The following is a 13,762-nucleotide window of genomic DNA, read 5'->3' on the forward strand; positions in this document are numbered from 1 at the left end:
TCTTAACCTATTTCGTCCGTATAATCCATAACAAGATACATTAATGTTTCTTGGTCAGTAGGATTAGAATACTCATGCGAAACATCGGCTTTAAAAAATACGGAATCTTTTGGTTCTAGTTCTACAACCTTTTCACCAACACGTAACCGTAGTTTGCCGGAAACAACAACCAAGTTCTCTGTTGTTCCCGTTTTGTGTGGTTCCGCAACTTCGTGTCCGCCAGGTTTTAACATCAGTTCATAGAATTCTGTTTTACGGTTTCCGAGAAAAGGAAAGAGGGCTCGGCTTGCAAAGACTTTGGAATTGGAATACAAAACTTTGGAGTTTTCCACTTTGAGGATATGGATTCCGTCTTGGTTTTTTTCTTTGAGGAGTTCGGAAAACGGAACATTGAGTCCGTTTGCAATCTTCCACAAAACGGAAATCGTAGGAACCGATTTCCCTTGTTCGATTTGCGATAACATCGCTCGGCTCACGCCACATCGGTTTGCGAGTTTGTCCAAAGAAAAACCTTTTGTATGACGGATGAGTTTCAGATTCTCTTTGACGACATCTGTTATATAATCGCCAGATTCTGAAATCAATTGTTCAATTCCGTCAGTCGGTTGCTCTACTTTACTTACCATTGTCCAACCGTCCAATATAACAGAGGTACTGTCAACAAACTAACGTTTCAGCTTTTCTTTTTTCTCTTCAATCACAAAGACGGGAGGGAGTTTTAGGCCCGGGGGAAACTTTTTTTGGATCTCCTTAGCCGATCCGCGGTAACTGGTTTCGTTTGCCATGGAGATCCCGAGGGCTAGGAAAATCTGACGGTCTCCAGGCAGGATTTTGGCCAAGGTCTCGAGGCAGTGTTTGGCCCGGTAAGCCGTCTCATAAAAGGCGATGGTCACACCGAGGCCAATGTATTGTTTGAGTGTTCGTTCCCTTTCTTTTTCCTCTCTAGGCAAAAAACCCAAAAAAAGAAAGGGTGAGGTAGCAAATCCAGAACTAGTGAGAGCGGCGATAAGGGCTGTGGGACCTGGGGCGGAGCGGACTTCTACACCCATTTCCCAAGCGAGTGGGACAAGCCATTTCCCTGGATCTTCGAGGCCTGGACTTCCGGAATCAGAGATCAGACAGGTTCTTTTCGTTGTCGCCAGTTTCATCCCAATTTCATCCATTTCCTTACGCGAGGTGTGTTCATTCAAAAGGTCAAAGGGTTTTGAAATCCCCAACCTTTTCAGTAAGGTGGAAGTGGTTCTTTGTTCTTCTCCGATGATCCAGTCAGCTTCCTCTAACAAGATTTTGGTGCGAGGGGGAATGTCCGCATCGTTTCCAATCGAATTGGATACTAAATAAAGTCGGTTCATCTGGTTACTGCAGGAAAGGTAAAGTAGGGTTGGACATAAATTCCCTTGGCAACACAAGCAGAGGCAAATTCTGGATTGTCACGGTCAATTGCCACGGCCATTTGTTTGGCCCGACAAAGCATCGGATAATCATTAAAAGAATCTCCGAAAGCAAGATCAGGATATACACCGATTCTTTCTTCGATGGCTTTTACTTTTCCTTCGCCATAAGTATAAGGTTCAATCAATTTATGACTGAATTTGCCATCTCCACCTAACTCTTGTCTCATTCCAATCACTTTGGATTCTTCTACTGGGAAATGGTGAGCTATGGCCGCAATCCCTGGTTCTGGAGAGGCGGTCACAATGTATACAGTCCAATCATAATGATTTAAATAAGCAATGAGGTCTTTCATTTCCACTTGCGGAAGGACTGCAGAATCTTTACCTAAAGTACTCACCCTCTCCCAAGCACGTCTCGACACTTCATAGTATTCTTTTTTGTCCATACCTTGGAAGATAAAACTCGTCCAACGATATCCTCTTTCGATTCCATATTCTTTGAGTTGGTATGTGTATTCTTCCCAAACCAATCTTTCTTTTTCAGCAGGATCTAATTGGGAATGATCCTTCCAAGTTTCTTTATCACGAAAAAAATCAGATAAGTTTTTTTGGACGTAAACAAGTCCACCATGGAGAAGTTCATCCATGATCTTTTCACCAAAATCGTTGCGAATGAGGGTATTATCAAAATCAAAACAGGCAATGCCTGGTTTTTTCGGTATGATGGTAGTCAGACGGTCGTAGATTTCGTCCGTCCAACTGTTCTTTGTCAGGTTAGTCACTAATACTTAGTCTGCAAATCCGACGATGCTTGTGGCAACTCCTTCTTCGTAGGGAGTGAGAAAGTTTTCAGGATTTAAATACACATTATGAAATCGGACTTCGAAATGGACATGGGGACCAGTCGACTTTCCTGTATTTCCAGAGAGAGCAATGATTTGTCCCTTACGAACCACATCCCCTGGTTTTACGAGTAACTCTTGGTTGTGTCCGTAAACCGTATGAAAGTGGTTCATGTCGTGGTGATAAATTTTGACCGCGAGGCCATAATCTCCACCGCGACCCGCTTCTTCGACCACTCCATCTGCAGCGGCAAGAACGATTGAATTTTTCGGAATGGCGATGTCGAGACCTGTGTGCCAGGTATTCCAACGTCTTCCAATCCGTGAAGAAATGCGAGATTTGTGATTGGGAAGTACAGGCCAGATGAATTGGTCGATAGGTGATTCTACCGTTTCGCGAAAGAGTTCCTTTTCTTGGAGTCCCCGCATGTATTCGGCAGAATAAGGAAAGAAAATGGAACGCTTCAGATGTTTGAGATCGGTTTCTTTCAGTTGGTTGATCTCCATTACCTCTTGGGCAAGGATTCCAAACTCTGATGCCTTCTCAAGGAGGCTCTTTTTTTCGGCATTTAGATCCACCCAGAGACCCCATTGTTCATTGTAACGCTGGAAGACATGGTTGTCCAAAAAAACAGGACCATTTTTTTGTTTCTGGTAGGCCGCATAAGCGGAGTAGGTCACTACGAATAGGATTAAGACCAGAATGATATAGTAACTGCGGTTTCGCTTCATCTCATTTCGCCTCATAAACTATGGTGCAATGCCAAATTCTCACGACGACCCATCCGGTCAAGGCGAACGGTCTGGGAATTCGCCCCAAACATGGCATTTATGTGACATAACACTGCGACTCGTTTTCAGGTCATCTGTTTTTCTTTTGGCAAAATGATTAGGGAACGGTGTTTAGAGAAGGTGGGATGAGCTTTTATCGAACAGGTGTGGAGAGAGAAAGGAAAAAACCCTCCTGTCAGAAGAGATCCAGACAGGAGAGGGAAAGGATTTGTTTTCTTAGCGAAAGAACTTTGGTTCAGGCAGCTTGGGCTTTCTGGCTGTTTGTCCGGTAGAGGTAGATACCAGCGACAAGAAGGCAAACAATGCCGATCACATAATAGGCCCAACTCAGGTCGAAGTAGGCAATCACCAGAAATCCAAAAAGAAGGCGCCCGATTTCCATCGCTCCCGCCCAAGATTTCCCTTCGATCAGGGCATTGATGGAAAGTAAGGAAAGGGTTACCCAAACAGTCACAAGGATTTGAGAGATAAGGGAGAATTTTGCCACAAAAAGAAGGAAGGCAAAAGACAAAAGGAGAACAAGCACAAACCAAGTGGTTGTATAGGTTCTGACTTCTGGCTGCGGTTTGGGATCATACTTATAGAAAGTTGCGGGACTGACTTCTGGAATCGGTAAAAATCCGGACGGTTTAGATCCTTCTCTTGGGTACCAACCTGGTGGTTTGAAAAACACCTTAATTTTATCCAAGAAATAAGGAGCACTTACCGCTTGTTTGATCAGTTCCCAATAATAATGAACATTCGCATACACAGGATTGAAACTACGAAGGGGTTTTACCGTTCCATAAACACAAGGTTCTGTTTCTTCTCGGAAAGTTCCAAACATCCGGTCAAAGATGATAAAGATTCCCCCATGGTTTTTATCAATATAGATGGGGTTGATCGCATGGTGGACGCGGTGGTGCGAAGGAGTCGAAAGTAAGTATTCACCAATCTTTCCGATTTTACCTATCGCTTTGGTATGTACCCAAAATTGGTAGATAAGGTTGATCTGTCCGCTGGCAAGGTACATCCAAGGATGGAATCCGATAAGGGCCAAAGGAACATAGAAAATCCAAGAGATAATTCCCCCAAGTCCAGGTTGGCGGAGAGCCACAATCAAATTGTATTCTTCACTGTGGTGGTGGATCACATGTCCTGCCCAAAGGATATTCACTTCATGGGCCAAACGGTGGGACCAGTAATAACAAAAGTCTTGGCCGACAATACAAAGGACCCAAGCCCAAGGGTTGGTCATCGCAAATTCAAAGAATCGGAAATGTTCGTAGATGTAAAAATAAGCGAAAAGTCCAATTCCCTTTTGGAAAAGACCCCAGATTTGGGAAATGATTCCGGTGCTTAAGTCGGCAATGGAATCGTTTAGCCGATAGAGTGCTTTATTTTTTCGATAACCAATATAGACTTCGATCCCTATCAGAAGGAAGAATATGGGGATGACGTACGTGACTATGGGCGGAGGTGTAAAATTCTCGAACATGGCGGAAATAATTTTGCCATCATTTTGACAAATAGTCAAGCAAATGTTGACCCAAAGTCAGAAATTGTTCACGGTTCAATTCTTCCGGCCGAGCCGTGGGGGGAATTCCTGCCGACTGGATGGCTTTGCCCAATGCCTCGCGAAAGAGAACATCTTCAGAAAAAGGAGATTCTCTTAGGCTTACTTGGATTTGTTTTCGTTTCCCCCAAAACAAGGTGCGTAACATCCGTGACCAGAGTTCTACTTCTCTTTCTGTTTCCAGTCGCCATTCCTTCGGCCTTGTTTGGCTTTTCGGTTTCAAAAGGATGAGGGCGGAATGGATTTTGGGAATGGGAAAAAAACAGTTTTTGTGGACGGTTTTCAGATACTTCACATCACAAAAGGCAGAAAGAAACACTGACAGGGAGGAGGTTTCTTTGACAAGTCGTTCGGCGAATTCTTTTTGCACCATAAAAATTCCACCTTGGAAATTACGACAATGCACCACCAGGGTATTGATGATTTCAGTCGTTAGGTGGTAGGGTAAATTTCCAAGTACAAAAACCTTCTCATTATAGATATGGAAAAGATTCTCTAAGGCATCTCCTTCAAAAAGTACTGCCTTGGGAAACTTGGGTAAAATTTCTTCTTTTGTTAATTGGATGTAGGCATTGTCGATTTCAAATAAGTAAGTTTTTTTATCTAAACTGAGGACGGGGTAGGTTAAAGTGCCAAGGCCAATTCCAATTTCAGCAAGGACCGTTGTATTGTCATTTAGCAAATGTTCGGCGGAGCTGACTATGAAATTGACTATGTTTTGGTCGATGAGGAAGTTTTGGCCAAATTTCTTCTGTGCTCGAATGCCTTTGGCTTCAAAGAAGGTTTGGATGTTGGATATGGTTGCGTAAGGGGATTTCAAAAGTTTCCTCAACGAGTATCATTTTCCAGGCAGTCGAAATCCCAAGTAGTTTTTGGTATTGAATCCATTCTTTCGCTTCCTTTTTTTTCCAAGGAGGGAAGTCCAAAAGTAGGATTCCTTTCCAATTTGGGTTGGTTCTGGACTGGTCGGCCTGTTTTGTTTGTTTTAAAAACCGGTCTACCTCCTTTGGATTCCCATCAAATCGAATGATAGAAAATATTGGGTTCATCCGAGCCCCAAGGATTTCTTTTTCTATTGGTTTTATGGGAAGTTGGAATTTAGAAATCCATTCTTGATGTTTTTTATTTCCATACCAATAAACATCCGTTATTTTGTGTTTCTGGGTAAAAGAAAAAATATTGGCCAAACAAGATTCGGATTCGAAAGAAATTTTTTTAGGAGGGGAAATTCCCGGAGTTGGGTCTATCATTCCTTTGGTATAACAATTGCCAAATAAAAACAAATGATCTCCATGTTGAATGGAAAAATTTCCCTTTCGAAATTTGATTTGTAAAAAAGCAATCTTCTGCGCGGGAAAAAAATAGGAAGTAAGGAAAAACGAAATCGGTAGTAGGTAAAGAAGAATTTTTAGAATCGAGTGTTTGGGAAACCAATGTTTGGGATACAGTGTGAAAACTATGGATATGAGGATGGAAACAAAACAGAGACAGGGCTCCGTTGTGGCCCAAGTTTTATACCCCCTCCCCAGGTTTGTTAATTCGTGAAAAAGTCTTAAGAAGATAGACAATTCAAAGGAAGCGGGGACCCAAATCCAAGAAGACAACTCTTCGGAAAGAAAAGCAGGCACCAATGATTGCAAAAGAAAACTCATATACAATGTGGGAAGAAGGATTCCGGCCATAGGAACTAATAAAAAATTGATTCCTATCCCTCCAAAGGAAAAGGAACGAAAGAAATAAACTAAAACGGGAAAAGTGCTAAGAGAACAAGCAAGTGTTAAGTGAAAATTTTCTTTCAATAAAGATTTTGATTTGGGAAGGAGGATTTGGTCTAAACTTGGTTTTAGAAAAAAAATTCCAAATACGGCTCCAAAGGATAATAAAAATCCAATACTTAAAAAATCATAAAACAGAAAAAACGCAATCATGGCGGAAGAGATGGCAAGTAAATCTGCCGATCCAATCTTTCTGAAAAATAAGGATGCAACAAGAGATAAAAAAACAAAGAGATAGGCACGCAAAAAAGAAACAGGGAAATCAAGGGCTGCCAAATACAGGAAACCACCACCTAGTGAAAGTACAATGGATATCCATTTTCTTTTTGGAAAAAAAAGATTTCCAAAAAATTGTAAGGAACCAATAAAAATTCCCAAGTGGAGACCCGAGGCAGCAAATAAATGTAGGATTCCAGATTCTTTGCTTAGGTCTTTGAAACTTCTGGGAATTTCTTTTGTAGACCCCGTAACAAAACCCATCACAATCCTTGATTCAAACTGGCGGAGAGGAGATTGTTTCAGTTGGGTTTCTAAATAGGTCCGAAAGTTCGGATGGATGGAACGAAGGCGAGGACCTGAATGTAGGTTAGCGAACAACAAAAACAAAATAGATGCTAAAAGAAAAAGATAAATCCTTCTATTGGGAATTTGGGGAAGGAGTGGGGGGATTAAGGTGTAAAGAATGAATAGAGTTAGGAAAACTAAAATTAAGAAAGAATGAAACCCGGGAATTTTCATTCCCAGTTTGAGAAGGAATGCTGTCCCACAAATTCCCAAGCAGAACCAACTGAAATCAGCTCTGGGGAGAAGATAGATCTCCAACTTCATACAGAAATAGGTGGGGAATAATGGCTTTTGGTTCTTTAGAAATTAGAAAGGATAAATACCTAAGGTTTTTCTGAGATCTTGGATTTTCTCCTCGGCCACAGCTTTTGCTTTTTCCTTTCCTTCTTTTAGAACTTGGTGTACGTAATCCAAATTCTGTGCCAGTTCCTCTCTTTTTGTGCGGTAAGGTGCAAAGTGGTTTAGAATGGATTCTAAAAGATCTTTTTTTAGATCTCCGTAACCGGCACCCCCTTTTCGGTATTTTTCCATTTGATCGGACTTTTCTTTTGGTGATAAAAATAATGAATGGATTTGGAAGATAACAGATGTTTCTGGGTCTTTTGGTTCTTCTACGGCTTTAGAATCACTTACGATAGACATCACTTTCTTTTTGATTTCTTTTTCTGTTCCAAAGAAGTCGATGGTGTTTTTGTAAGACTTGGACATCTTTGCTCCGTCCACACCGGGAACGGTTGCCGTGTTTTCGTCGATATCGGGTTCTGGAATTGTTAAGGCCGGCCCAAATTGCGTATTAAATCTTTCCGCGATGTCTCGAGCAAATTCCAAATGTTGTTTTTGGTCTTTACCAACGGGAACTTTTTCTGCAGAAAAAAGTAGGATGTCACTTGCCATAAGGATTGGATAAGTAAAAAGCCCGGCCCCAGGAACAAAACCTTTAGCCACTTTGTCTTTAAAAGAATGGGCTAGTTGTAATTGGGAAACAGTAATGGATTGAGATAAATACCAAGTGAGCTCCGTCACTTGGGGGACATCACTTTGAATCCAAAATACGGATTTTTTTGGATCGACACCTAATGCGAGTAAGTCGATTGCGCACTCTAGTGTAAAATCTTTTAATTCTTCTTTGGATCGGAATGTTGTGAGTGCATGTAGATTCGCAATAAAAAGAAATAAGTCCTCAGTTGATTGGTAATCTAAGATTTTTTTGATCGCAGAAAAATAATTACCTAAATGGAGTTTTCCGGAAGGTTGTAATCCAGTCAGGACTCTCATGTTTCTCCTTCTGTATCAGAAAGGTCTATTGGTTCGGAAGAGTTTTGGTTTTCTGAAGATTCGGAGCTGGAACTTTCACCGCCGGCTTCTTTGTTGAAAGTTGAATAAGTGAGCCTTTCATACTCTTTGTTTAGTTTGATTAGTTCTTGTTCAATTTTTCTGTGAGCCGTTAGTTTCGATGTTGTTGCTGGATCTTTGAAGATCACCGCATAATTATAAAGATACTTAGTAAACTGAATAAAAACATCTTCTACTTTAACACCGTTGATCCGTTCTTTGGCAACAACAGCTTTATCAAAATGGGGGATGAACCTTTGGGCAATTTTGACTTCTTCGATTACCTTATCTTTAGTAGAAGCAATTTTATCGTTCGCTTTCCCTTTGGCTTCTGTGGCTTTTGCCATCAAATGGTTTTCCACAATGATATTGAGTTTTCCTGCAAAACTTCCAAAAAATTCGGAAGCTTCTTGTAGGGCTTGGACTATAGGTCCTGCAATTTGATCGTTTGCCGCATTACCTGTGCTATAGTCCATTCCATATTGTTGAAAACTATATTGGAAACTCGGGAATTTTTTATTAAAATTATCAATGGTTCGAACCAGGGAGTTGAGTTGGTCAATTTCATTTCGGAAAAGCCCTGGTTGGATGAGAAGGAGTTCTTGGTTTTGGTTTTTGTCTCCAAGGCGAACATATCCTTCGATTAGGTTTACGTATACGGTTTGTAAATCCCTTAGTAATAAATAAACTAGTCTATGTGGTTGTGATTTGAAACTGTTTTTAACCGTTTGGCTTTTTGCAGACTCCGGCATATGGTGAGCCATAAAGTCATCTACAACCACATTCAAAAAATCAAAACTGATTTTTCCTTTATCATCAATAGTAAAATAACGAGTCCTTAAGTTTTGCAGTTCCTCTTTTTTGAAGGATCTTGTGTTGATATCGTCAGAAATTTTTGCAACAGTGATTTCTACTTCCTTTTGAATTTCCCTTGCTGCTTGGAATTTGTGTTCTTGGATGGCAGGGACTCTTAAATCGGTAATGATTTCTGGCCAAGTGAACATCTTCTTTTTTGCTACAATGTAAAATGCGGTAATCGCTTCAGATAACCTAGGTTTGGTGTTTTCTAAGCTGAGTGCATAGTTTACACCTTCCATAATTTTACTCAGTTTCGGTGTGAGTTTATCATCCATCTTTACGATGTCTGGAAGATTAGAAAGAATGATGTCACTAGCATCATTTCTTTGAAGGAACCGTACATAAAACATTTGCATCTTCAAGGAACGTTCCAAAAAGATATCAGCAGAAATTTTATCCAAAATCAGTGCATCCAATGAAGCAAAGGCATTGAAGAACTTATTAAAGTTATTGATGATATTGTAAACAAGGGGGGTCCAAATTCTCCAACCTTGTTGTTCTGAAACTCGAAGGGCCTGGATTGTCGGGATAAGAACATCTTCTTTCATCCCGCGAAAGAGTTTTTCTACTTGATTGGATATGGCTGGGTTACGACCAAAAAGACCGATGTCAATGGTACCTGTTTCTTTTCCAAATTTACCAATGGAATTGTTTACACTGCCCGCACCACCACCAAAAAGACCTGCAAGAAGGCCACCACCACCTTGTCTTTGTTCAATGACCCTTTTTTTTGCTGGGTTTTGTTTTTGTTTGGCGCTATCGATAGTGACTAAATCACTGGAACGTTTTGGTTTAGGTTCTGGAGCTGCAGGTCGAGAAATGACTTCTCTTCTTGGTTGTTCTTTTTCGGGAAGTCCGCGATCGCGACTGTCTTCTTTTTTTGGTTTGTTTTTGTTTTCAAAATCCTCATCGACTTTTCGGATGAGGTCAATGCGTATAAAGACATCGTTCGATTTTAAAATGGCCTCATCGATCAGCGCCTGGTGTTCGGGTGTCCGTGTTTTGCGGTACAAGTCGGCAAAAACGCGGTGAGCTTCTGTACGAGAGACTGGAGTCACAATCACTCCTTTTGGTTGAGAGGGTTCTCAACAATCTGTGAGCTTGTGGGAGGTTGGAAATTGAATAGTCCGGTTCCAAGACCAATATTCGTAGCAATGCCAGAGAAGGCCACTTCGGTTATTTCTTCATCGGAACGTTTCATTTTGAGTACACGAGGTAGGTCGTTATCGGAAACAACCAAGATAATTTCATTATAACGTTTGGTATTAGAAGTTAGACGAAAAGTTCTCCCACTAACCGACACATTTTCGTATCCGGATAAAAGTCCACCAAGTCCTCCGGATGTGCCTTTTAGATCCTGTTTTCCCGCGATGGATGAATCTGGATTATAAAACCACAAGATTCTACCGTTGGAGGAGATGATCCTTCCGTCGCTGAAACGAACATGGAGTTGGTTTGGGCTTTTGAAGGAAACAACACCTGTCAGTCCACCGTTGATGGTGACAGAAGCGCGAAAACTTTCGAGAGAATTCATTTTGCCAATGACGGCATTCAGGCGATCTCTTCCTTCCTCTGCCCAAAGCATACCCGTTTGGACAGAGAAAAAGAGAACAATCGTAAATTTTGGAAGGAAATTCCTCAAAGGACGAAGGTTCGTATTGGGAATTAACCCAATACTTTTTTGAACTCAGAAGTAAGTGCAGGCACTACTTCAAAAAGGTCTGCAACCACACCGTAAGTTGCTACTTTGAAAATAGGAGCGTCTCCATCTTTGTTGATGGCAACGATGTATTTCGAAGATCCCATACCCGCTAAGTGTTGGATGGCTCCGGAGATACCGCAAGCAATGTAACAGTTAGGGGAGACAGTTTTTCCTGTTTGTCCTACTTGGTGAGAGTGGGAAATCCATCCTGCATCTACAGTCGCACGGGAAGCACCAAGTGCTGCTCCGAGTGTGTCTGCTAGGTCTTGGATGATAGGCCAGTTTTCTGGTCCTTTGATTCCGCGTCCGCCAGATACAATGATAGAAGCATCAGCGAGTTGCACTTTGTTTCCACCAGAAAGATCTTTAGAAAGAGACTTAGTTCTTACTTCACCAGCTGCAGCGCCAGATTTTTCAACAGCACCCGCTCCGTCTTTCGGAGTGACTTCTTGAGAGTTTGCACGCACTGTAAAGATTTGAATGTCAGAAGTTACTTTGAAATTTGCATACGCTTTTCCAGAGTAAATCGGTTTCTTTGCTACTACTTTACCACCGTCAACAGAAAGAGCCACTGCATCAGCAACGATACCAGCATTTGCTTTGATCGCTACTCTTGCAGAGTATTCTTTTCCTTGTGCGGAGTGTGGTAGAAGAACCACTGCTGGTTTTTTCTCTTGGATGATTGCAGAAATTCCATTTGCATATCCTTCAGGAGAAAATTCACCAAGGTTCGCGCCGATGACTGTATCAGCACCAACTGCTTTCAAATCACCTGCAAACGCATCCACGTTTTCAGTAATGATTACTGTGTGAACTTTACCACCAATAGAGTCCGCAATTTTGCGAGCTGCAGAAGTGAGTTCTTTTGAGATTTTTTTAAGTTCGCCGTTTTTTAATTCACCAACTACTAAAACATCAGCCATGTTCGTCTCCTTAGATGACCTTCGCTTCTTCGCGAAGAGCTTTTACAAGTTGAGATGCAAAACCTTGTGCATCTGCTGCTTCCAGTTTTCGACCAGCGATACGTGGAGGAGGTGGTTCGAGAGATACAACTTCGAGTTTAGATCCAGTTGCTCCGAGTTCTTCCGGTTTTTTAACATCTACCGGTTTTTTCTTCGCAGACATGATCCCTTTCAAACTTGGGTATCTTGGTTCATTCAAACCTTTTTGCGCTGTAACTGCTAAAGGAGCTGTAGTTTCTACTACTTCAGTTCCACCTTCGATTTCTCGAGTTGCAGTCACTTTGTTTCCGTCAAACTCAAGTTTGAGGGCCATAGCTACGTGAGGAACATTCAATCTCTCTGCAATTTGAACAACTACTTGTGAACTGTCAGTATCGATGGATTGACGACCACCAATCACTACATCTGCATTTTCAGCTTTGATGAGGTTTGCAAGAAGTTCGGAAGTGTATGTAGAGTCAAAAGTTACGTAGTCATCCACTTTTACATGAACAGCTCTGTCTACACCCATAGCGTAGGCAGTACGAAGTGCTTCTACGGCGCGGTCTGGGCCGAGGGACACTGCAATGACTTCTCCACCGCTTTTTTCACGAATTCTAATTCCCTCTTCGATAGCAAATTCATCATAAGGAGAGATGATCCATTTTACGCCAGCTTCGTTGATCGATTTGTCGCCGACTTTGATATTGGTTTCCGTATCCGGAACCTGCTTTACTAGAACAACAATTTTCATTCCTTAACCCCGTTATCGTGGATTACCTAAGACCAGAAAACGGGAGCGAAGTGATAAGGGAAGTAAATTATTCTCTCCAGAACGTGTATTTACTCCAATTGTAGGCCCAAATGATCCAAAGAATGACCACAAGAACGTTTGCATCGGTCTGGAGGTAGAAGGCAAATCCCAGAGTTAGGGGAAGGAGGAGGAAAAGGGAAAAAGCAATCAAGAGAACCAAATAAGGAGTGGATTTCCAGTCCTTTGTGGCGACTTGGATTTGCGCTAGGATATTTTGTTCGGGATTTGGCACTAATTTTCGGAATCGGAAGCTATAGAGTAGGACAAAGGTTAAAAGTGCGAGCAAATGTAAGATGAGTAACCACATAAACCCACCCTAATTTTTAAGGAAGTAGGGAGAAGAAAAAAAAGATCTGGGGTAGGAACATCGGTAGGTAGGAAAGTTCACAAAGAGATTTGAAGGGGAAGTCCCCTCCTTTTCGAAAACTGCACACACCCAACCAAAGATAGGTGAGACCTAGTCCTAAAAGAACTCGGCCGGAGTGGGGTTCTAAAATCCAAAAAGAGAGGAGTAAAATCATTCCGAATCCGAGAAGGCAACGGCTTACCATTCGTATTGTTTGGGGATTCCAATACTGAGTGAGGGTGTAGGTTTGATTTGTCCTGTCAAATTCTCTGTCGTTGTCATAGGTAAGAAGGACATTCGCCTGAACATGGAGATAAAAAATCCAGACAATCGTGTTTAGTTCAAAAAACAGAGAAAAGGGAGCAAACACCCCCAATGTATAAAAGAGAGATACCAAAATTTCCTTGGGGATTGGAGATCGTTTGATCACAATTAAAACAAGAAAAAATAAAAAGGAGAGGATTAGGGGAAGTTTATTCCAAAGGAATACGGATTCCAAAAAAAATCCTATGTATAAAGATAAAAAAGCGAGTAGGACAAACAAACTAACAATTAAAAGTCGGAATCGCAAATAAAACCTTGCCCTTTCTGAGAAAGGTTCTTCCTCTCTGCTTGCATCCCATAAATGGTCTGCCAAATAAAGGGCCCAAACGGAACTTAAATAAAAGAGAGTGAGTGTGGGTTGGATTTTTTGGTGTAGATAATGAGAAAAAAAAGATAAGTTTGCGGCAAGGGAGAAAAGAACATCCAAAGCCAAAAAGGAGGTAAGTTTTCCGATTCGAATCAAAAATCCGTTTGGGAACATCATTCATTGAAACATCAAGGTTTCTAAATTGGCAAAAAGAAA

General features: G+C 41.5%; 14 protein-coding genes. All 14 read right to left on the minus strand.

Going from position 1 to position 13,762, the window contains the following annotated elements:
• Positions 1-2: 2 nt before the first annotated feature.
• Positions 3-626, minus strand: coding sequence for a helix-turn-helix domain-containing protein (locus tag EHQ49_RS18075; protein WP_135581325.1), 624 nt, complete (start codon positions 624-626; stop codon positions 3-5).
• Between the two features lie 39 nt (positions 627-665).
• A complete protein-coding gene (rsmI, locus tag EHQ49_RS18080) occupies positions 666-1,352 on the minus strand; it encodes a 16S rRNA (cytidine(1402)-2'-O)-methyltransferase (protein ID WP_135581327.1) in 687 nt (228 codons plus the stop codon).
• Positions 1,349-2,176 (minus strand): HAD family hydrolase, encoded by an 828-nt coding sequence (locus EHQ49_RS18085; protein WP_135581329.1) that lies wholly within the window; start codon positions 2,174-2,176, stop codon positions 1,349-1,351. The genes rsmI and EHQ49_RS18085 overlap by 4 nt, the downstream gene beginning before the upstream one ends.
• 6 nt (positions 2,177-2,182) lie before the next feature.
• Complete coding sequence (locus EHQ49_RS18090; RefSeq protein ID WP_135581331.1) at positions 2,183-2,968, minus strand: M23 family metallopeptidase; 786 nt, start codon at positions 2,966-2,968, stop codon at positions 2,183-2,185.
• A 295-nt stretch (positions 2,969-3,263) separates the two neighbouring features.
• On the minus strand, positions 3,264-4,505 hold the full coding sequence (locus EHQ49_RS18095) for a sterol desaturase family protein (RefSeq protein WP_135581333.1): 1,242 nt from the start codon (positions 4,503-4,505) through the stop codon (positions 3,264-3,266).
• A 19-nt stretch (positions 4,506-4,524) separates the two neighbouring features.
• Positions 4,525-5,403 carry a 16S rRNA (adenine(1518)-N(6)/adenine(1519)-N(6))-dimethyltransferase RsmA gene (rsmA, locus tag EHQ49_RS18100; protein WP_135581335.1) on the minus strand — a complete coding sequence of 293 codons (879 nt, stop codon included), beginning with the start codon at positions 5,401-5,403 and terminating at the stop codon, positions 4,525-4,527.
• Positions 5,357-7,186: a ComEC/Rec2 family competence protein gene (locus EHQ49_RS18105; protein ID WP_135581337.1), complete on the minus strand. Its 1,830-nt coding sequence runs from the start codon at positions 7,184-7,186 to the stop codon at positions 5,357-5,359. The genes rsmA and EHQ49_RS18105 overlap by 47 nt, the downstream gene beginning before the upstream one ends.
• Positions 7,187-7,228: 42 nt before the next feature.
• Complete coding sequence (trpS, locus tag EHQ49_RS18110) at positions 7,229-8,197, minus strand: tryptophan--tRNA ligase (protein ID WP_135581339.1); 969 nt, start codon at positions 8,195-8,197, stop codon at positions 7,229-7,231.
• Positions 8,194-10,170, minus strand: coding sequence for a hypothetical protein (locus EHQ49_RS18115; protein WP_135581341.1), 1,977 nt, complete (start codon positions 10,168-10,170; stop codon positions 8,194-8,196). Before EHQ49_RS18115 ends, trpS begins: the two co-directional genes overlap by 4 nt.
• 2 nt (positions 10,171-10,172) lie before the next feature.
• Positions 10,173-10,697, minus strand: a complete 525-nt coding sequence (locus EHQ49_RS18120) for a LolA family protein (RefSeq protein ID WP_244241548.1) — start codon at positions 10,695-10,697, stop codon at positions 10,173-10,175.
• A gap of 80 nt (positions 10,698-10,777) precedes the next feature.
• On the minus strand, positions 10,778-11,737 hold the full coding sequence (locus EHQ49_RS18125) for an electron transfer flavoprotein subunit alpha/FixB family protein (protein WP_135581345.1): 960 nt from the start codon (positions 11,735-11,737) through the stop codon (positions 10,778-10,780).
• A gap of 10 nt (positions 11,738-11,747) precedes the next feature.
• On the minus strand, positions 11,748-12,509 hold the full coding sequence (locus EHQ49_RS18130; RefSeq protein ID WP_002971965.1) for an electron transfer flavoprotein subunit beta/FixA family protein: 762 nt from the start codon (positions 12,507-12,509) through the stop codon (positions 11,748-11,750).
• Between the two features lie 67 nt (positions 12,510-12,576).
• Positions 12,577-12,876, minus strand: a complete 300-nt coding sequence (locus tag EHQ49_RS18135; protein ID WP_135581347.1) for an LIC10362 family protein — start codon at positions 12,874-12,876, stop codon at positions 12,577-12,579.
• 16 nt (positions 12,877-12,892) lie between these two features.
• Complete coding sequence (locus EHQ49_RS18140; protein ID WP_244241549.1) at positions 12,893-13,723, minus strand: hypothetical protein; 831 nt, start codon at positions 13,721-13,723, stop codon at positions 12,893-12,895.
• Positions 13,724-13,762: the final 39 nt, after the last annotated feature.

It is taken from the genome of Leptospira perdikensis (assembly GCF_004769575.1).
GTDB classification, from domain to species: Bacteria; Spirochaetota; Leptospiria; order Leptospirales; family Leptospiraceae; genus Leptospira_A; species Leptospira_A perdikensis.

Excerpts from the sequence above, each read along its gene's own strand:
- EHQ49_RS18075 (WP_135581325.1), bottom strand. The coding sequence starts at position 626 with ATGGTAAGTAAAGTAGAGCAACCGACTGACGGAATTGAACAATTGATT.
- rsmI (WP_135581327.1), bottom strand. The coding sequence starts at position 1,352 with ATGAACCGACTTTATTTAGTATCCAATTCGATTGGAAACGATGCGGAC.
- EHQ49_RS18090 (WP_135581331.1), bottom strand. The coding sequence starts at position 2,968 with ATGAAGCGAAACCGCAGTTACTATATCATTCTGGTCTTAATCCTATTC.
- EHQ49_RS18095 (WP_135581333.1), bottom strand. The coding sequence starts at position 4,505 with ATGTTCGAGAATTTTACACCTCCGCCCATAGTCACGTACGTCATCCCC.
- EHQ49_RS18105 (WP_135581337.1), bottom strand. The coding sequence starts at position 7,186 with ATGAAGTTGGAGATCTATCTTCTCCCCAGAGCTGATTTCAGTTGGTTC.
- trpS (WP_135581339.1), bottom strand. The coding sequence starts at position 8,197 with ATGAGAGTCCTGACTGGATTACAACCTTCCGGAAAACTCCATTTAGGT.
- EHQ49_RS18120 (WP_244241548.1), bottom strand. The coding sequence starts at position 10,697 with ATGCTTTGGGCAGAGGAAGGAAGAGATCGCCTGAATGCCGTCATTGGC.
- EHQ49_RS18125 (WP_135581345.1), bottom strand. The coding sequence starts at position 11,737 with ATGGCTGATGTTTTAGTAGTTGGTGAATTAAAAAACGGCGAACTTAAA.
- EHQ49_RS18130 (WP_002971965.1), bottom strand. The coding sequence starts at position 12,509 with ATGAAAATTGTTGTTCTAGTAAAGCAGGTTCCGGATACGGAAACCAAT.
- EHQ49_RS18135 (WP_135581347.1), bottom strand. The coding sequence starts at position 12,876 with ATGTGGTTACTCATCTTACATTTGCTCGCACTTTTAACCTTTGTCCTA.
- EHQ49_RS18140 (WP_244241549.1), bottom strand. The coding sequence starts at position 13,723 with ATGATGTTCCCAAACGGATTTTTGATTCGAATCGGAAAACTTACCTCC.